The organism is Sphingobacterium sp. BIGb0165, from assembly GCF_024810095.1.
Lineage (GTDB): Bacteria > Bacteroidota > Bacteroidia > Sphingobacteriales > Sphingobacteriaceae > Sphingobacterium > Sphingobacterium detergens.
The window spans coordinates 440,055-456,789 of sequence record NZ_JANUEB010000005.1; the positions used below are offsets into that span (position 1 = coordinate 440,055).

Here is a 16,735-nt window from a genome sequence, read left to right on the forward strand (position 1 = left end):
TATTCGGACTTTCCTTAGTTCTTGGTTTTATGATCGCTTCATGATTACTTCGCTGTAACGACGACCTTATATACTGGCTAAAAACTCATTTAATACCCTGTTGAACTTTTCGGGTTCTTCAAGATTTGGCAGATGCCCCGATTCTTCAAACTCCATAAATCTAACATCGGGGATATTTTCGATAAGAATGCTCGTCTGCTCTTCGCTCATCAATTTATCATGTTTACCTTTAATGACCAATGTCGGGATAATAATCGTTTTCAGTGAATGTGTCGTGTCTGTACGCGAAGCCAAGGCAAGTTGTGTTGCGCATATACTGGAAAGCTCATTTCTGCGGATACAGCTTTTGATGAGTTCGACGGCCTCCGGATTTTCCCGGATTGTTTTTTCATAGAACACATTTTCCGTAAAGCCGATGGCAAATGGTCTTCGGCCATATTTAAGCAATGCCTGTATGGAATCAAATCGTTTTTGTTTGCCTTTATTATCATCCGCAAGGGAGTTGGTGTCACATAAAATCAATCCGGCGAGCTGCTGGCCGATCAGTTCATAGGTACGCAAGGCGATATAGCCGCCCATGGAGATGCCGCAGAGCACAACATGATTGAGGTCCAATTTCCGGATAAATTCAACAAGATCTTTTGCAAACACATCGACGGAAAAGAAACCATGTCCATTTGTACTGAGGCCATGTCCTCTGACATCCAGGGCAATCCCTGTGTATTCTTCGTCAAGATCTAACAATTGTTGTTTCCAGGTATTCTTATTGAAAGGGAATCCATGGATAAATAACACGGTTTTAGGGGCAGGGTATGTTGTGCTGGGACGGATATAATAAGAGATGCTGATATCTCCAATGCGGATTTTGCTGAGTTTTAATTCTCTTTTGCTCATGAATAATAACATTTGTCAGTGTCTGAAAAAAAAAGTTGATATTTTAAATATAATATTATCAACGAGATAAACGAAATGTTGTTTCATAAAGTTAAAAAAAGAGAAAAAATGTTTGTTAAATCGATAAATATATCGATATTTGCATCACCAAAACGGAAAAGGATACGGATTTGTTTTGGTTGCCCAGCGCACCTAGCTCAATTGGATAGAGCATCTGACTACGGATCAGAAGGTTAGGGGTTCGACTCCCTTGGCGCGCACAATATACAGTTTCTGTATTATTAAAAAGAGGCATTCCTAGCTCAATTGGATAGAGCGTCTGACTACGGATCAGAAGGTTAGGGGTTCGACTCCCTTGGAGTGCACAAAAAGCCAATCTCAAAGATTGGCTTTTTTTATAAAAGAAGGTGAAGTAAGCGTAGAATATTTGGGGGTGTGGAAACTTCTTTTTGAAAAAAAATTTGTAAAAAAATGAATTCTGACTATATTTGCGTCACCAAAACAAATGGGACAGAGTTCTAAACGTAATGGTTTACTGCGCTCCTAGCTCAATTGGATAGAGCATCTGACTACGGATCAGAAGGTTAGGGGTTCGACTCCCTTGGAGCGCACGACTGAAAAGCCTAGTCATCATCTGTGATTAGGCTTTTATTTTTTAACTCGTTTTAATTTCTTAAATAAAACTATGCTAAACCTTGTAATATTTGGCCCTCCGGGTGCAGGTAAGGGAACTCAATCTGCAAAGCTTATTGAAAAATATCAATTGATTCATATTTCAACTGGTGATATTTTTAGAGCACATATTAAAGGTCAAACGCCACTTGGTCAACAAGTAAGCCAGATTATTGCTGAGGGAAATTTAGTGCCAGATTCGATTACGATAGCAATGCTGGAAGAGGAAGTGAAAAAGAATCCGGATGCAAAAGGATTTATTTTTGACGGATTCCCACGTACTGTTGCTCAAGCTGAGGCATTGGATGCTTTTTTGGAAGGTATCAACACGTCAATCTCAGTTGTAATCGCACTGGATGTAAATGAAGACGAACTGAAAGCGCGTATCGCTAAACGTAGAGAGGTCTCTGGCCGTTCAGATGACGATGCTGATAAATTGGTAAAACGCATTGATGAGTATTTTACAAAAACAATTCATGTGTTGCCTTATTACGAAGCGCAAGGTAAATTATCCAAGGTGGACGGTATCGGCGATATCGATACAATCTTCAAAAACCTAACGGATATTATCGATAATTATTAATTGAAATAAATACTTTTTTAGACTGTAATATATTGTAATGGCGCAAGGATCGAATTTTGTAGATTATGTGAAAGTGTGTTGTCGTTCGGGACATGGTGGGGCAGGTTCGGCTCATTTGCATCGTGACAAGCACACAGCTACAGGAGGACCTGATGGTGGTGATGGCGGTCGTGGAGGACACATCATCCTAAAAGGAACGACGAATATTTGGACGTTGCTCCATCTGAAGTACCGTAAACATATCATTGCCTCCAATGGTGAATCTGGTGGTAGTTCGCTACGGACAGGTGCCACTGGTCATGATGAAATATTGGAGGTGCCGTTGGGTACCATTGCCAAGGACGCAGAGACCGGTGAGGTGTTGTTTGATATTACCGAAGATGGTGAGACGAAGATCCTGGTTCCGGGAGGAAAGGGTGGTTTAGGTAACTGGCATTTTAAGTCGCCTACAAAACAGACACCTCGATTTTCGCAACCGGGGATGCCAGGCAAAGAGCAATGGATGATTCTCGAACTTAAGGTGCTGGCAGACGTTGGTCTGGTAGGTTTTCCGAATGCGGGTAAATCAACCTTGTTGTCCGTAGTCTCAGCCGCAAAACCCGAAATTGCCAATTATCCATTTACCACATTGGTGCCTAATCTCGGCATGGTGAGTTATCGCGATAATCGCTCGTTTGTGATGGCTGATATTCCAGGAATCATTGAGGGCGCTTCGGAAGGGAAGGGACTCGGTTATCGTTTCTTAAGACACATTGAACGTAATTCAGTATTGTTATTTATGGTGCCTGCTGATACAGACCGCACGATAGCGGAAGAGTATGGTATTTTACTGAATGAATTGACAGCATATAATCCCGAATTAGCAGATAAACCCAAGTTATTGGCGATTACAAAGTCCGATATGCTTGATGATGAGCTTGAGAAGGAAATGGAACAGCAACTTCCTGAGGGGCTTCCGCATATTTTCATCTCATCTGTCAGTGGTAAAAATATTCTGCCATTGAAAGATATGATCTGGAAAGCAATAAACTCTTAATAGTTAACAAAACATATAAAAACGCTTCATTTATGGAGCGTTTTTTTTGATATCACTTTTTGATATTATTTTTCGACTTAAGTCACCCCCATTGAACTTTTCGCCCTGCCCTAGGTATCCTATTGTAGTCATGTTGCAAAGCATGTGGATTGAAATTGAATTTGGAAAGTATGCTGTGGGGATTGTAATTACTTGCCATGATGGGATAAGCAGTTTATTTCGGTATTTGTTTGAAATTTTGTGAGGCCTTTTTTACGTTGATTGTGAGATAGCAATAAAAAATAACTGTGTTTTGAGTTTTTTTGCTAATTTCATTGACAAATTAATCTAAAATGAAAACAGAAGACGAAAAATATTGTGTGGAATGTGGTCAGGTAATTAATGTCAAAGCTGAGGTCTGTCCTCTCTGTGGCGCGAAACAGCCTATATTCTACGCGAACCAACCTTTCCAGCAGAATCGCAGTATTCAGGATGATCGCTGGTTGCCCGCATTGTTATTTTGTTTCTTCCTGGGCCCTTTCGGTGGACATCGTTTCTATTTGGGACAGATCGGAACAGCGGTTCTCCAATTGGTTACTCTGGGTGGATGTGGGATCTGGTCGCTTATAGATCTGATCATGATCATTGTTGGGAAATACAAGGATAAAGATGGTCAATACATCAAAAGTCCAGTAAACAATAATTAATGGCTTGGCTTGTGCTGAAATACCTGCAATTACATTGGATTTATACCATTGTGATAGGGTGTTTTGGTGCTGCTATCGCATTATACATGCTGACGGATATTCATATCCTTGTTCCTTGTCTTTGGAAGGCAATCTCAGGATATGAATGCCCGGGTTGCGGAATGACAACTGCTCTTATTGCCTTGTTACAGATGAAATGGGAGGAGGCCTGGTCTGCAAATCCAATGATTTTTGGGCTCGTTCCTGTATTCATCTTTTTGATTTTAAGAGACTTTCGGCGATTTATACATAGGCAAACAGGTTTCACGTAAAATAATTGAAAAATGTTTTTCACTTTTAACTGATATGTCGTAACTTTGTCTCCCGTGAAAATTAAAGTAGAGTCTTTATTGGTAGGTGCCTTAGGAAACGGTTTGTCAATCGTGGTAATGCATTGTTAGTTAATATTTTAGCCCATTTGAGGGCTTTTTTTATATCCAATAGGGAAGGCTTTAGGATTCAGAACAGAAGAGATACACATTTTATAATATTACATCGATAATGACCAACTACAGCAAATTGCCTGCAATTTTAGTTTTAGAAGATGGTACAGTTTATCACGGTAAAGCCGCTGGTAAAATTGGTACGACTACTGGTGAGATCTGTTTCAATACAGGAACAACCGGTTATCAAGAGATTTTTACAGATCCATCTTATTTTGGACAAATCATGGTAACAACCAATGCACATATTGGTAACTATGGTATTGATGAGGATGACACCGAATCAAATCAAATTCAGATTGCGGGCTTGGTTTGTAAAAACTACAACATCAACTATAGCCGTAAAATGGCTGATGAGTCTATTCAAAGCTATTTTGAAGAAGGAAATTTGGTGGGTATTTCCGATGTGGATACACGTTCATTGGTAAGACATATCCGTGATAAGGGAGCTATGAATGCAATCATTTCTTCGGAAACGCTAGATGTGGAAGAATTAAAGAGCCAGTTGGCAAAAGTTCCTTCGATGGATGGTCTTGAGCTGTCTTCTAAGGTAACGACTACTGAGCCTTATTTCTTCGGAAATGAAAATGCATCTTTACGTGTTGCAGTATTGGATTTAGGGATAAAGAAAAATATCCTGCGCAATTTTGAGGCACGTGACGTTTATACAAAAGTTTTCCCGGCTAAGACAACATTTGAGGAAATGGAAAAATGGAACCCTGATGGTTACTTTATTTCAAATGGCCCCGGTGACCCTGCACCAATGGATTACGCTATCGAAACTGTAAAATCTATTTTGAGTGCAAACAAGCCAATGTTTGGAATCTGTTTAGGTCACCAGATTTTAGCGCTAGCTAATGGCATCCGCACAAGCAAATTGCATAACGGACACCGTGGTATCAATCACCCGGTCAAAAATATTATCGCTAACCGTTGTGAAATTACTTCACAAAACCATGGTTTTGGTGTTGTAGCTGAAGATATCCAAAATTCGGAAAATGTTGAGATAACGCACGTTAATTTGAACGACCAATCTATCGAAGGGATCCGTATCAAAGGGCAAAAAGCGTTCTCGGTTCAATATCACCCTGAATCATCTCCAGGTCCACACGATTCACGTTACCTGTTTGATGATTTCGTTGCAATGATCAAAAACTAAGCAAACATAGCATAGCATAAAAAACCCTCCCTATCGTGGAGGGTTTTTTATGCTATTTGCAGAACCAATTATTCAGATTGGTCATATTTTATTCACAATAAATGACGGATTAAATACATTTTTTGTTATATTTGGTTGTGAAAAATGTCTGTAGATAAGAGTGTGTCTTATTTACACTAAGTAATGAAAATAAATTATAGTCTAATAAAGAGATGAGTTTAATTATCGATGTTCATGCGCGTCAAATTTTGGATTCGCGCGGTAACCCTACAATCGAAGTAGATGTTACTACACAAAATGGTTTTGTTGGTCGTGCAGCTGTTCCTTCAGGTGCTTCAACAGGTGTTCACGAAGCAGTAGAATTGCGCGATGGCGACAAGTCAAAATACTTAGGTAAAGGTGTTTTGAAAGCTGTTGAAAATGTAAATACCAAAATAGCGAAAGCTTTGGAAGGCGTAGATGTTTTCGAGCAAAATGCCATCGATAAAATCATGATTGATTTAGACGGTAGTGAAAATAAAGGTAATTTAGGTGCAAACGCTATCCTTGGTGTTTCTTTGGCAGTAGCAAAAGCAGCTGCACAAGAGTCACGTCAACCTTTATACCGTTATATTGGCGGTGTTAATGCGAATACGTTGCCTATTCCAATGATGAACATCATCAACGGTGGATCTCACTCCGATGCGCCTATTGCATTCCAGGAATTTATGATTATGCCTGTAGGTGCTCCTTCTTTTTCTGAAGCCTTACGTTGGGGAACCGAAGTATTCCATACATTGAAAAAAATCTTACATGATAGAGGCCTTTCTACTGCAGTAGGTGATGAAGGTGGATTTGCACCAACATTTGACGGAACAGAAGATGCAATCGAGACAGTATTGAAAGCAATTGAAATCGCAGGTTACAAACCAGGTCAAGACATCTGTTTAGCATTAGATTGTGCTTCTTCTGAATTCTACAAAGATGGCAAATATGATTATGCTAAATTTGAAGGTGATAAAGGTGCAGTACGTTCTAGCGAAGAACAAGCAAGCTATTTAGCTGAATTGACAGCGAAATATCCTATTATCTCTATCGAAGATGGTATGGCTGAAGATGACTGGGCTGGTTGGAAAACATTGACTGACAAAATTGGCGATCACGTTCAATTGGTAGGTGATGATCTTTTCGTAACAAATACAAAACGTCTTCAACAGGGTATCGATACCCATACTGCAAACTCTATTTTGGTCAAAGTAAACCAAATCGGTTCATTGACTGAAACGATCAATGCAGTGACTTTGGCGCAAAATTCTGGTTACACTTCAGTAATGTCTCACCGTTCAGGTGAAACCGAAGATGCGACGATCGCTGACTTGGCGGTTGCGTTGAACTGTGGTCAAATCAAAACAGGTTCGGCTTCTCGCTCTGACCGTATGGCTAAATACAATCAGTTGTTGCGTATCGAAGAAGAATTGGGTGGTAATGCTCGCTTCATCGGCAAAAGCTTTAAATATGCAAAAAAATAGGTTTACCCTATCATGCTAAAAAAATAAGGCCTAATCTGTAGATTAGGCCTTATTTTTTTAGCATAGTTTTATCCTGGAAAGAGCATAAGAATTACAGTTTAACGGATTGTATCCCTTCTACTTCGATCATGATCATATTTATATATTCTGTTCCATTTCATGAGTACCTCATTTTTGAACCATAGCTGATACTCTTCATTATATGCATTTTCATAGGTTATCAATTCCATTATCGAGTTATCATTCAGGCGGTCTGCACCAGCGATTCTATATTGCTTCCCCATGGTATTGATCACTTCTTCTTTACTCATGCCTAGCTGTATCTTTTTCATGTTTGAATCGGTTTTTGATATGGCTTGTTGGACTCTTATGGCCTGTTTGACACCGCAGGAGAAGAATGTCAGTAGGGTAAATGAGAATGCTATAAATATTTTTGTCATAGATTTATATTAATTAAAATAAGGTATTGCCAGTTGCTTTATTTGGATATTTAAGATTCAAATTAAATGTTTCATTCATTTTCTTAATAAAGTGGGTTGCTAATAAGGGGGATTCAATTTCAACATTCTGATGGATAAAGAAATACAGTTTCTGTAATCCATTATCCCGCCAGAGTTTTAATACTTCTATCCAATTATCCAGACGCGCATAATCCGATGCATGGTTGGCACCGACATAACGGATAAAGGCGACAGGCGTAGTCAGACGCATATGCAACATATCTCTTCTGCCTGCCGTATCCACCAATACATTGGTCACACCGGTCTCCTCCAATAAGGTGTAGAGTTCATTCGTTACTTCGGCTTTTGAGAACCAGTCCTTATTTCGAACTTCCAATGCTAATGGAACATCTTTTGGCCAGTCGTGCAAGAATAATTTTAACCGCGCCATATCCTTTGGACTATAGTTGTCATGCATTTGCAGGAAGACCATACCTAATTTTTCATCAAATCGAACAACAGCATCTGTAAACAATTTGACTTTATCCGTTGCGTTAAGCAACCGGCTAAAATGACTAATAGACTGGGGGACTTTTGGGAAGAATTTAAAATCTGCCGGAGTTTTCTTTTTCCAGGTTTCTACCTGCTCCAAGCTGGGTGAATTATAGAACGTGGCATTCAGTTCGATGCTGTTAAACTGATTGGCATAGTAAACAAGCTCGTCCTTTGTTCCTCTGGGATAAAAACCCTTTAAATCCTGTTTGTTCCATTTTGCACAGCCGACATATACTTCAAAAGGTTCTTTATTTTTGAAATGTTGTAAGAGGGTTAAAGTCTCCTGAGACGTAGAAGGTAGTGTGAAGTCCACTTCTTCTGGATGATCTACTTGGCCAAATTTCATATTAGTTTTTTCTTAGTTTATGATCAAATAATAAGTGTGCGAGCAATGCCAATAGGGTGTATGTTGTTCCAACTGCAATAACCCCCGGCCATTGGAAATGCTGCCATGCTTGTGCCGCAAAAAAGGTGCCTGTTGAACCGCCGATAAAATAGCTGACCATATAAACGGTGTTCAGACGATTGTTAGCGCCAAGATTGAGCGCGTAGAAATCACTCTGATTTAGGATGTGCATCGACTGTAATCCAAGGTCAATGAGGATCACCCCAACGATCAGCCCCCAGTAATAATTACCGAATAGCGCAAAAAGTAGCCAGCTAAAGACCATCAATAATATCGCGTAGCGGATAATTTTCGCGGTACCCATGTATACGGTCATCCGGTTGACAAAAGCTGCTGCAAGGGCACCGCAGGCGCCCACAAGGCCAAATGCACCAGCGGTAGCTGGACCGTCAAAAAATGGTGGCCCTTCGATATGGAAAACGAGGGTTGTAAAGAAGGCAGAAAACGCCCCAAAGCCCATCGCACCACGAAATGCCGCCAATTGCAGGACAGGTTGTTTCTTGGCGAAGTTCCACACCGAAAGCATCAATTCTTTATAAGTACCCTTAAAATTAGGGCGAACTTCGGGTAATTTGATAGCGATGGACATTGCTGTGAGGACCATGATCACCGTAGCGATCCAATACATTTCGCGCCAGCCAAAGTAGGAACCGACAAATCCGCTAACCACGCGTGATAATAGGATACCGATCAATAATCCTGACATGACCATGCCTATTGCAGCTGCCTGTTTCCCTTTCGGGGCAAGCTCTGCTGCCATGGGAACAAAAACTTGTGGTATCACGGACGTAAAGCCGATCAAAAAACTAAAGATGAGAATGGCTGTGATAGATTGGGAAAGTGCCATTCCGGCCAAAGAGAGAATAATGAATATAAAATCAATTAAGATCATTTTCTTTCTCTTAAACATATCGCCCAGGGGAACAATCAATAAAAGCCCACAGGCATAACCAATTTGTGTTAACATGGCCGAATTGCTCACTGTGGCTTCGCTAACACGGAGGTCTTTGGCAATCAGCCCCAATAATGGCTGATTATAATAATTATTGGCGACAACCAGACCTGTGGCAATGGTCATCAGCCATAAGGTGGCTTGGGATAATTCTGTTTTGGAATCAGTCGTATTTGTCATCGATTAATGTAGTTCGTCCCACAATTCTTGAAACTTCTGTTTTAATTCAGCGACTTCCTGTTCGAGTAGTCCGATACGTTCCAAAAGCGCCGGATCTACCGCCCCGCTTGCTGCACTGCTACTATTTTCAAAAGCTTCCATATTTACTTCACCCAACATGTGGATATAACGTACCTCTTTGTGTCCGGCTTGTTTTGGAAGAGATTTCAGATAGCCTTCTTGAGCAATTTTCTCCAATTGTTCATTAATTTCACCTAAGGAGTCAAATTCGTATAATCTTCCGGCATTTGAATTGATTTCACCGGCTGTCATTGGTCCACGGAGAAGTAGTAGGCAAATAATAGTCATTTCGGATGGTACAAGGGGAAACTGTATGGCAAAATTGTGCTTATACTTGGTTACCCTAGATCCACCACCGATAACGGTTGAAATCAACCCTCTCTTTTTTAGGATATCCAGTGTATTGACGATGTCCTCTTCGGTGTATTGAACAACAGGCTTGCGTGAAGTTTTTTGATTACTTGCAGCCTGTAAGCTGTTGATCGTCATGGGATAATATTCGGGGGTCACCTTTGACTTTTCAATCAGGGAACCCAGGACACGCTGCTCCATTGCAGACAATTGAGGCAAATTAGTCGTTTCCATGTTATTTTTAATGTATCTATTTATGATCGAATATAAGTTTAATGTCAAACGGCGCCCGACATCAACTTGAGGATTTGTTCTTACCCAAAGATGCCCTTTTTCCGATACAACTCCAAAATATCCGATTGATATTGTTGGATAAAATAGGATTGCTTTAGTTTTTCTTATCTTCGCATGAATAAAATAAGATTTAAAGTGCTCAAGATAGCTTTTCATCCCGAATTTATCCATCCAGTCAAGGAAGGACATCGTTTTCCGATGTTAAAGTACGAATTGATCCCCCTGCAGTTGAAGCATGAAGGATTGGCCAATGAAGCTAATTTTTTCAGGCCCGAGTTGGCAAGTTTTGAGACCTGTTGTTTGGTACATGATCCGGTTTATGTGACGAAACTGTTTGATTTGACCTTAGATGCAAAAATGGTCCGTAGGATCGGATTCCCCTTGAGTAAAAGCTTGGTAGACCGTGAACGCTATATTTTGGATGGAACTGTTCAGGCTGCAGGTTATGCCTTGAAATATGGGGTGGCTTTCACGATTGCAGGTGGAACGCACCACGCGGGTTATGATTTTGGTGAAGGCTTCTGCCTGATGAACGACCAAGCGACTGCTGCGGGTTATCTATTACAACAGAAGCTTGCAAATCGAATCCTCATCGTTGATCTGGATGTACATCAAGGGAATGGAACAGCGCATATCTTTGAAGGACATCAACAAGTGTTTACCTTTTCGATGCATGGCGAAAAGAATTATCCCTTTATCAAGCAGCGTTCTCACTTGGATATCGGTCTTGCTGAAAATATAACAGATAAAGAATATCTGGAAATTCTGAAAGACAATCTAGTGGTTTTATTTGAACGTATCCGCCCTGATTTTGTTTTTTACCAGGCAGGTGTAGATATACTGGGGACCGATAAACTGGGTAAATTGAATTTAAGTCCAGCGACCTGTGCGCGAAGGGATGCACTTGTATTGGGGCTGTGCCATCAGCAGCACATTCCTGTTCAGGTAAGTATGGGGGGCGGTTATTCTCCGCAGATCAAAGATATTGTCAATGCACATTGCCAAACATTTAAAATAGCAATAGATTTATATAATTTATAAAATAAGAATATGTTTTTTCACCAAGACGCAATTTTTGAAGCATTATCTATACATCGTGTAGGAAACAAAGCACAGGACGAATTTTATATCCTGTCTGATGCCCCTGTATCTCTTGAAGGCGATGAAGTATTGCCTGGACTTTTGATGCAGTACTTTATGAGCCCCTTTGCAAAAGTGAACGAAGTATATCGTCTATATCATCCCAATGAAGAACTGGATCTGAACGAGGTGTTCTATTTTGTTCGTCAATACTTTAAAGAACAGTTGCCTTTTCATGATTTTTCCCAGCAGATTTCGAAGCACCTGTATGAGGTGTCAAGCCACCCCAAGATTAAAGCAGGGGAGGTGTATGTGGTGGCGCTGAAAAATGTGCAGATTGAAGGCGAGGAACACGATGCTATTGGTATATTTAAATCGGAAAACAAAGAGACTTACCTAAAGGTATATCCTGAACAAGGGGCTTTTACCTTGGAATATGAGCAGGAGGCAATCAACATCAACAAGTTGGACAAAGGATGTATTATCATCAATGTTGAGGAAGAGGAAGGGTATAAGGTTCTTGTACTGGATCAGACCAATAGACAACAGGAAGCGGTGTATTGGAAAGATGAGTTCCTAAAACTGCGCGTGCGTAATGACAATTTCAATCAGACAGGCAACTACTTAAAAGTCTATAAGAATTTTGTTCAGGAGAAACTCGATGAAACGTTTGAACTGGAGAAGGCCGATAAGATTGATTTGATGAATAAATCAATGAACTACTTTAAGGAAAAGGAAACGTTCGTTCAGGAGGAATTTGAAGAAGAAGTATTGGGAAATCCGCAGGCGATAGCCATGTTCCAGGATTATAAAGCTGGTTTTGAAAATGAATTTGATTCACCCTTCCAGTCAAGTTTTGAGATAGCGGATAAAGCCGTCAAAAAGATGGAATCATCCTACAAGTCTGTACTAAAATTGGATAAGAACTTTCATATCTATGTGCATGGAAAAAGGGAATACCTTGAGAAGGGATTTGATGAAGATAAGGGGATGAACTATTATAAGGTCTATTTCGAAAACGAAAGTTAATAATTTATGACAAAGCGCGATAAAATAGCTGTTTTTATTTTTGGATCATTCATTGGCCTGCTATTCGTTTTATCGTTGATCGAAAGCAATAGTCTATGGATAGAGGAATTTTATGCACAGGGAGTTTATCGATTTTATGGACATATTTCGAAGTATATTTTTGGTTATATTCCCTTTAGTATAGGAGATATTTTTTACGCTTTCACGATTATTTTTCTGCTCTATTGGCTAGTTAATCTTATACGCAAGGTATGGGGTAAAAAATGGTCGGATGCTTGTCGAACCTTTTTATTTATCGTAAACCTATTGCTTGGGCTATATATTTTCTTTTATATCTCCTGGGGTTTGAATTATTATCGGAAGCCGATCAGTGTGAATGCAAACCTGCAAGTTGATAGCCTGAAGCTTGCGGACTATCTCATGGTACTCGATGAATACTTGGATAGTACAAATGCTTTGCGGGAACAGGTCAATCCTGCGCAATGGGCGGATCGGAAAGATCATATACGGACGGATCTGGCAAATTGGGTAAAAAATGATACCACATTCTCTTCTTTTTTATCAAGGAGCCAAGTGAAAGCCAAATCGCCTTTAAATAGTGTGGTTGTTTCGTATTTCGGTGTTTCAGGTTATTTCAATCCGTTTACACACGAAGCGCAGGTAAATTATGCCATGCCAGCCTTATCTTTTCCGTTTACTTATGTACATGAGCTCGCCCATCAACAGGGGGTAGGTTTTGAGGATGAAGCCAATTTTATTGCTTTTGTTCGCTTACAGCATCATCCGGAGTCCTTTTATCGTTATTCAGCTTATTTACAAACAACCTTATATATGCTGGGAGAATTGCGTGGCATGTATCCAGATCTTTCGAAGGACTATCAAACAAGATTAAGCAAGCTGGTGCTGGCGGACATAGCCGATGAACGCTTATTTTGGAGCAATTATACCGGTTGGATCAACGATCTGATGGGATTGTTTTACAATCAATACCTAACACATAACAATCAGAAGGAGGGAATCGCGAGATATGACCGGATGACAAGATTGGTATTGGCCTATGAACTAAAAAAGAGAGGCTGCCATTGAAGTTAGTATAAAAATGTGTAGCAATAAAAAAGCATCAATGTGAGCATTGATGCTTTTTTAGCGTTATGTTGTTTCCTTCTCCTTATAGGGTAGAAATCAGCTCAAAGGAACCTTCCGTACCGGCACTACCGGAGTAAATCTGCCCTTGTGGTAAACCTCTAAGACCTGTAGGCGCGGTTTTGATCCGATCATAGATATTTCTCAGGTCTGTGTTTGCATTGACAGCTCTGCCACCTGCTACGACATCGGCATAGATATAATTTGGTGACTTCTTATCTGTTGCCTGTGGTTTTATACTTCCTGTTGCCAGGGTGACTTTCACTTTGCCACCATTTCCATTGGGGAAGGTTTTGGTTCCATTAAATGCATCATCGCCTTTTGCGATAATATACAGTGAACCCAATTTTTGAAAATTGGCGTTAATATCAAAATCGGCGCCATTATTCTTTCCGTCGGTCCCATAGAAAGTTGCTTTGTTTCCTATCTCAGCGTAACCAATGGTGATTTTTACATTTTTCTTTCCGTAAAAAGACAAGGTGGAATTATCCTTCATGATCAATGTGTCAATATGGATAACTGCCGTGGAGTCTTTGCTGTCAATATTTTTCTTGGCTTTTTTTCCAATTTCGAGCTTGGAAAAATGCTGTGTTTCTTGCGCTTTACCAACAAAGGTAAACGCGACACAAAAAAGAAAGCCTAAAATAAGTTTCGATTTCATAAAGCTTTAATTATATGTAACTAATTAATAGTTTGACAATTGAAAGCCCAAAGAGTTTAATTTTTACTAAGATATTTTACAATTAATTTAGCTGTTTTTTCCGAGGCACCCGGTGTGCCCAGTTTTTCGGCGAGGATATCGTAATTTTCTAACACACTTGCACGATGCGCCTTGTTGTTGATCAGTTCACCGACCTCAAACGAAATATCGTATGCTGTGCAATCTTCTTGAATTAACTCTCTTACAGATAGAAAGTTGTTTATTAGGTTTACCAGTGAGATAAACTTCACTTTAACCACTAATTTGGCAATCCAAACCGATATTGCATTTGCTTTGTATACGACAACTTGCGGAACTTTCAATATACCTGTTTCCAGCGTAGCGGTACCACTGGTGACTACTGCAGCCTCAGCATTGTTTAGGATATCGTATGTTTGATTAAAAATAACCGGAATATTGATACCCCTCATGAACTGTTTGTAATAAGATTCGTCAAAATTAGGCGCACCGGCGATGACAAACTGATGTACAGGAAAAAAATAGGGGAGTTCGGCCATAATGGGGAGAAGTTTGGAAATCTCCATTTCTCTACTGCCTGGCAATAAGGCAATAAGTGGTTTGTCTGTAAAACCATTTTCATCCCTGAATTTTGGATTAAAAGAATAGGCTGAGATAGCATCGAGCAGTGGATTGCCTACATAATCGACCGGCATACGCCATTTTTTGTAGAAATCAACTTCAAATGGTAGAATACAGAACATATGGTCGACAATTTTTTTGATCTTTTTCACACGACCCTGATTCCACGCCCATACCTTTGGTGAAATATAATAACATGTTTTGATACCATGCTTTTTGGCAAATTCGGCAATTTTTAAATTGAAGCCGGGAAAGTCTATGAGTATAACAGCATCAGGTTTTTCTTTCAACAGATCACTTTTGACTGCTTTCAAATTTTTAGCTATTTTGCCCAGGTTTTTCAAAACTTCCACAAAACCCATAAAAGCCATCGCTGAAGTGTGTATCAATGCTTTTTCTCCAGCGGCTTCCTGCATTAAATCACCGCCAACGATTTTGAATGTAGCTGTGGGATCTTCTATTTTAAGTGCTTTGATGAGATTGGCTCCATGTAGGTCACCTGATGTTTCGCCAGCAATGAGATAGTATTTCATATGTAAATGATTTATTCTTTAATGGCCAGATGGAATATCCACTTTATTTTTAAGGCTATTTATGCTTTTCAAATGCGGGTATTTCATCGGAATATTAATGTTGTTTCGAATTGTTAAAGATAAGATTATTCTAAGTATATGATGAATTTGAGTACATTATTCCATATCTTTATTAAAGATGTTTAACTTTGGAAGAAAATATCGGGAGTATAAAAGCTAAATAGTATTTTTGTCCTATGCAACGATTATGGTCTTTAATAAGAAATAAGTATTTATTAGCCACTTTGGCTTTTTTGGTGTGGATGTTGTTTTTTGATCGAAATGATTTTGCTACGCAGTACAGTTATCAAAAGCAAAGAGCCAACCTGGAGACAGAACGGTCTTTTTATCTGAAGGAGAATGCAGCGATTATAAAAACGATAAACGACATTCGATCCAATCCGCAGGAGGTGCAACGTATTGCAAGAGAGAAGTATAAGATGAAGAAAGATAATGAGGATATCTATGTGGTCTCCAAAGTTGCGCCCAAAGAAACTCCTTAGTTTTTAGCAAAAAAGACTATCCCATTATAGAGATACCTTGTACAAAATAAAGAAAGACCATCACATGAATGTGATGGTCTTTTTCAGTATATAGAAAACGGGGTATTCTAATTTGCAGCCTGTGCTACCAAACCAAGGTACAATGGTTTTTTCTCATCATTGGCTTTACCGATCAATATCAATGAATAGTAATAATTTTCAACCAATTTGATATCAGTACGAGTTGCAATGGTTTTTCCAGCTTTATCTTTCGCAATAACAGTAAAGGTTCCACTTTTTTGTGCGATGAAACCTTGATGGGCAGTCGCTGAATTTTGTGTTTCTTTTGCACGGTTGGTCCATTCCGTCGGAGAAGTTTGTGTACCGATTTGAACGGTTACTTGGTCGGTTCCTTCAGCAAAATTAAAGAAACGTACACCAGATTCTGTATTCTTAATGTTTTTATTGATTTTATCCGTTGTGATGGCCTGAACGGCTTTTGCTTTGTTTCCATAAACAAATGACGTATAAATTGTACTGTCTTTGATCGTAACTGTAGTATCAACCAAAACATTGTTATACTCTGATGATATCGCTATTTTTCTAGCTCCTGTAAATAGGCCAACTTGGCTATAGCTTTTAAAATCCAAGGGATAATATGGACTTTGTAAGGGTCCCCCGTCGGCATAATATACAACCGCATTGGCGTCAGTGTATCCATTGACCATTGTAAATAACGCGCCTGGGATTCTTTGGTCGTCGTTATCTTTTAAGCAACTGGATAGTAAGAATGTCGCTATCGCGATGGTAATAAAATTAAATAATCTATAGTTTTTCATAACCGTGTAATATTAAAATCTTTTTTTGTGTA

Annotated in this window: 18 protein-coding genes and 3 tRNA genes; 13 read left to right on the forward strand and 8 right to left on the reverse strand. The window is 39.5% G+C overall.

All coding sequences use genetic code 11. The annotated features are described in order from the left end of the window. Positions 1 to 66: 66 nt before the first annotated feature. Complete coding sequence (locus tag M2408_RS13825; protein WP_259182745.1) at positions 67 to 894, reverse strand: alpha/beta fold hydrolase; 828 nt, start codon at positions 892 to 894, stop codon at positions 67 to 69. A 186-nt stretch (positions 895 to 1,080) separates the two neighbouring features. Here M2408_RS13825 and M2408_RS13830 point away from each other — a divergent pair. From M2408_RS13830 to eno, 9 genes are all read left to right on the forward strand, one after another. Next, positions 1,081 to 1,154, forward strand: a tRNA-Arg gene (locus M2408_RS13830). Between the two features lie 31 nt (positions 1,155 to 1,185). After that, positions 1,186 to 1,259 (forward strand) — tRNA-Arg (locus tag M2408_RS13835). A gap of 172 nt (positions 1,260 to 1,431) precedes the next feature. Further along, a tRNA-Arg gene (locus tag M2408_RS13840) sits at positions 1,432 to 1,505 on the forward strand. Positions 1,506 to 1,579: 74 nt separating this feature from the next. Further along, a complete protein-coding gene (locus M2408_RS13845; RefSeq protein ID WP_259182746.1) occupies positions 1,580 to 2,149 on the forward strand; it encodes an adenylate kinase in 570 nt (189 codons plus the stop codon). A gap of 37 nt (positions 2,150 to 2,186) precedes the next feature. Beyond that, positions 2,187 to 3,185 carry a GTPase ObgE gene (gene obgE, locus M2408_RS13850; protein WP_120258454.1) on the forward strand — a complete coding sequence of 333 codons (999 nt, stop codon included), beginning with the start codon at positions 2,187 to 2,189 and terminating at the stop codon, positions 3,183 to 3,185. Between the two features lie 332 nt (positions 3,186 to 3,517). Beyond that, positions 3,518 to 3,871, forward strand: coding sequence for a TM2 domain-containing protein (locus tag M2408_RS13855; RefSeq protein ID WP_259182750.1), 354 nt, complete (start codon positions 3,518 to 3,520; stop codon positions 3,869 to 3,871). Then, complete coding sequence (locus M2408_RS13860) at positions 3,871 to 4,182, forward strand: DUF2752 domain-containing protein (protein WP_259182752.1); 312 nt, start codon at positions 3,871 to 3,873, stop codon at positions 4,180 to 4,182. The genes M2408_RS13855 and M2408_RS13860 overlap by 1 nt, the downstream gene beginning before the upstream one ends. 229 nt (positions 4,183 to 4,411) lie before the next feature. Continuing rightward, complete coding sequence (gene carA / locus M2408_RS13865; RefSeq protein ID WP_259182754.1) at positions 4,412 to 5,512, forward strand: glutamine-hydrolyzing carbamoyl-phosphate synthase small subunit; 1,101 nt, start codon at positions 4,412 to 4,414, stop codon at positions 5,510 to 5,512. 212 nt (positions 5,513 to 5,724) lie between these two features. After that, positions 5,725 to 7,020, forward strand: a complete 1,296-nt coding sequence (gene eno / locus M2408_RS13870; protein ID WP_259182756.1) for a phosphopyruvate hydratase — start codon at positions 5,725 to 5,727, stop codon at positions 7,018 to 7,020. Positions 7,021 to 7,118: 98 nt separating this feature from the next. Here the strand turns inward: eno and M2408_RS13875 are convergent, their stop codons facing one another. The 4 genes from M2408_RS13875 to M2408_RS13890 are packed head-to-tail and all read right to left on the reverse strand — an operon-like array spanning position 7,119 to position 10,198. After that, complete coding sequence (locus M2408_RS13875) at positions 7,119 to 7,460, reverse strand: hypothetical protein (RefSeq protein ID WP_259182758.1); 342 nt, start codon at positions 7,458 to 7,460, stop codon at positions 7,119 to 7,121. A 13-nt stretch (positions 7,461 to 7,473) separates the two neighbouring features. Further along, positions 7,474 to 8,361 (reverse strand): DUF72 domain-containing protein, encoded by an 888-nt coding sequence (locus M2408_RS13880; RefSeq protein ID WP_259182759.1) that lies wholly within the window; start codon positions 8,359 to 8,361, stop codon positions 7,474 to 7,476. 1 nt (position 8,362) lies between these two features. Beyond that, the gene (locus M2408_RS13885) at positions 8,363 to 9,553 is read right to left on the reverse strand and encodes an MFS transporter (RefSeq protein ID WP_259182762.1); all 1,191 of its coding nucleotides are present in this window, start codon (positions 9,551 to 9,553) and stop codon (positions 8,363 to 8,365) included. 3 nt (positions 9,554 to 9,556) lie between these two features. Further along, positions 9,557 to 10,198, reverse strand: coding sequence for a YceH family protein (locus tag M2408_RS13890; protein ID WP_259182763.1), 642 nt, complete (start codon positions 10,196 to 10,198; stop codon positions 9,557 to 9,559). A gap of 174 nt (positions 10,199 to 10,372) precedes the next feature. Between M2408_RS13890 and M2408_RS13895 the strand changes: the two genes are divergently transcribed. Genes M2408_RS13895 through M2408_RS13905 form a run of 3 tightly spaced genes read left to right on the forward strand, consistent with a single transcriptional unit; the run spans position 10,373 to position 13,453 of the window. Then, positions 10,373 to 11,299, forward strand: coding sequence for a histone deacetylase (locus M2408_RS13895; protein WP_259182767.1), 927 nt, complete (start codon positions 10,373 to 10,375; stop codon positions 11,297 to 11,299). Positions 11,300 to 11,308: 9 nt separating this feature from the next. Further along, a complete protein-coding gene (locus M2408_RS13900) occupies positions 11,309 to 12,367 on the forward strand; it encodes a nucleoid-associated protein (protein ID WP_259182768.1) in 1,059 nt (352 codons plus the stop codon). A gap of 6 nt (positions 12,368 to 12,373) precedes the next feature. Then, entirely contained in the window at positions 12,374 to 13,453 is a 1,080-nt protein-coding gene (locus tag M2408_RS13905; RefSeq protein WP_259182770.1) for a DUF3810 domain-containing protein, read from the forward strand. Positions 13,454 to 13,535: 82 nt separating this feature from the next. On the opposite strand, the gene M2408_RS13910 is transcribed toward M2408_RS13905, so the two are convergent. After that, positions 13,536 to 14,171 (reverse strand): hypothetical protein, encoded by a 636-nt coding sequence (locus M2408_RS13910; protein WP_259182772.1) that lies wholly within the window; start codon positions 14,169 to 14,171, stop codon positions 13,536 to 13,538. 56 nt (positions 14,172 to 14,227) lie between these two features. Continuing rightward, entirely contained in the window at positions 14,228 to 15,343 is a 1,116-nt protein-coding gene (gene lpxB, locus M2408_RS13915) for a lipid-A-disaccharide synthase (RefSeq protein WP_259182773.1), read from the reverse strand. Positions 15,344 to 15,579: 236 nt separating this feature from the next. Between lpxB and M2408_RS13920 the strand changes: the two genes are divergently transcribed. Then, positions 15,580 to 15,885 carry a septum formation initiator family protein gene (locus M2408_RS13920; protein WP_120258442.1) on the forward strand — a complete coding sequence of 102 codons (306 nt, stop codon included), beginning with the start codon at positions 15,580 to 15,582 and terminating at the stop codon, positions 15,883 to 15,885. 107 nt (positions 15,886 to 15,992) lie between these two features. On the opposite strand, the gene M2408_RS13925 is transcribed toward M2408_RS13920, so the two are convergent. Further along, a complete protein-coding gene (locus tag M2408_RS13925) occupies positions 15,993 to 16,703 on the reverse strand; it encodes a DUF4397 domain-containing protein (RefSeq protein WP_259182776.1) in 711 nt (236 codons plus the stop codon). Positions 16,704 to 16,735 lie beyond the last annotated feature (32 nt).

Excerpts from the sequence above, each read along its gene's own strand:
- M2408_RS13825 (WP_259182745.1), bottom strand. The coding sequence starts at position 894 with ATGAGCAAAAGAGAATTAAAACTCAGCAAAATCCGCATTGGAGATATC.
- M2408_RS13845 (WP_259182746.1), top strand. The coding sequence starts at position 1,580 with ATGCTAAACCTTGTAATATTTGGCCCTCCGGGTGCAGGTAAGGGAACT.
- obgE (WP_120258454.1), top strand. The coding sequence starts at position 2,187 with ATGGCGCAAGGATCGAATTTTGTAGATTATGTGAAAGTGTGTTGTCGT.
- M2408_RS13855 (WP_259182750.1), top strand. The coding sequence starts at position 3,518 with ATGAAAACAGAAGACGAAAAATATTGTGTGGAATGTGGTCAGGTAATT.
- M2408_RS13860 (WP_259182752.1), top strand. The coding sequence starts at position 3,871 with ATGGCTTGGCTTGTGCTGAAATACCTGCAATTACATTGGATTTATACC.
- carA (WP_259182754.1), top strand. The coding sequence starts at position 4,412 with ATGACCAACTACAGCAAATTGCCTGCAATTTTAGTTTTAGAAGATGGT.
- eno (WP_259182756.1), top strand. The coding sequence starts at position 5,725 with ATGAGTTTAATTATCGATGTTCATGCGCGTCAAATTTTGGATTCGCGC.
- M2408_RS13875 (WP_259182758.1), bottom strand. The coding sequence starts at position 7,460 with ATGACAAAAATATTTATAGCATTCTCATTTACCCTACTGACATTCTTC.
- M2408_RS13880 (WP_259182759.1), bottom strand. The coding sequence starts at position 8,361 with ATGAAATTTGGCCAAGTAGATCATCCAGAAGAAGTGGACTTCACACTA.
- M2408_RS13885 (WP_259182762.1), bottom strand. The coding sequence starts at position 9,553 with ATGACAAATACGACTGATTCCAAAACAGAATTATCCCAAGCCACCTTA.
- M2408_RS13890 (WP_259182763.1), bottom strand. The coding sequence starts at position 10,198 with ATGGAAACGACTAATTTGCCTCAATTGTCTGCAATGGAGCAGCGTGTC.
- M2408_RS13895 (WP_259182767.1), top strand. The coding sequence starts at position 10,373 with ATGAATAAAATAAGATTTAAAGTGCTCAAGATAGCTTTTCATCCCGAA.
- M2408_RS13900 (WP_259182768.1), top strand. The coding sequence starts at position 11,309 with ATGTTTTTTCACCAAGACGCAATTTTTGAAGCATTATCTATACATCGT.
- M2408_RS13905 (WP_259182770.1), top strand. The coding sequence starts at position 12,374 with ATGACAAAGCGCGATAAAATAGCTGTTTTTATTTTTGGATCATTCATT.
- M2408_RS13910 (WP_259182772.1), bottom strand. The coding sequence starts at position 14,171 with ATGAAATCGAAACTTATTTTAGGCTTTCTTTTTTGTGTCGCGTTTACC.
- lpxB (WP_259182773.1), bottom strand. The coding sequence starts at position 15,343 with ATGAAATACTATCTCATTGCTGGCGAAACATCAGGTGACCTACATGGA.
- M2408_RS13920 (WP_120258442.1), top strand. The coding sequence starts at position 15,580 with ATGCAACGATTATGGTCTTTAATAAGAAATAAGTATTTATTAGCCACT.
- M2408_RS13925 (WP_259182776.1), bottom strand. The coding sequence starts at position 16,703 with ATGAAAAACTATAGATTATTTAATTTTATTACCATCGCGATAGCGACA.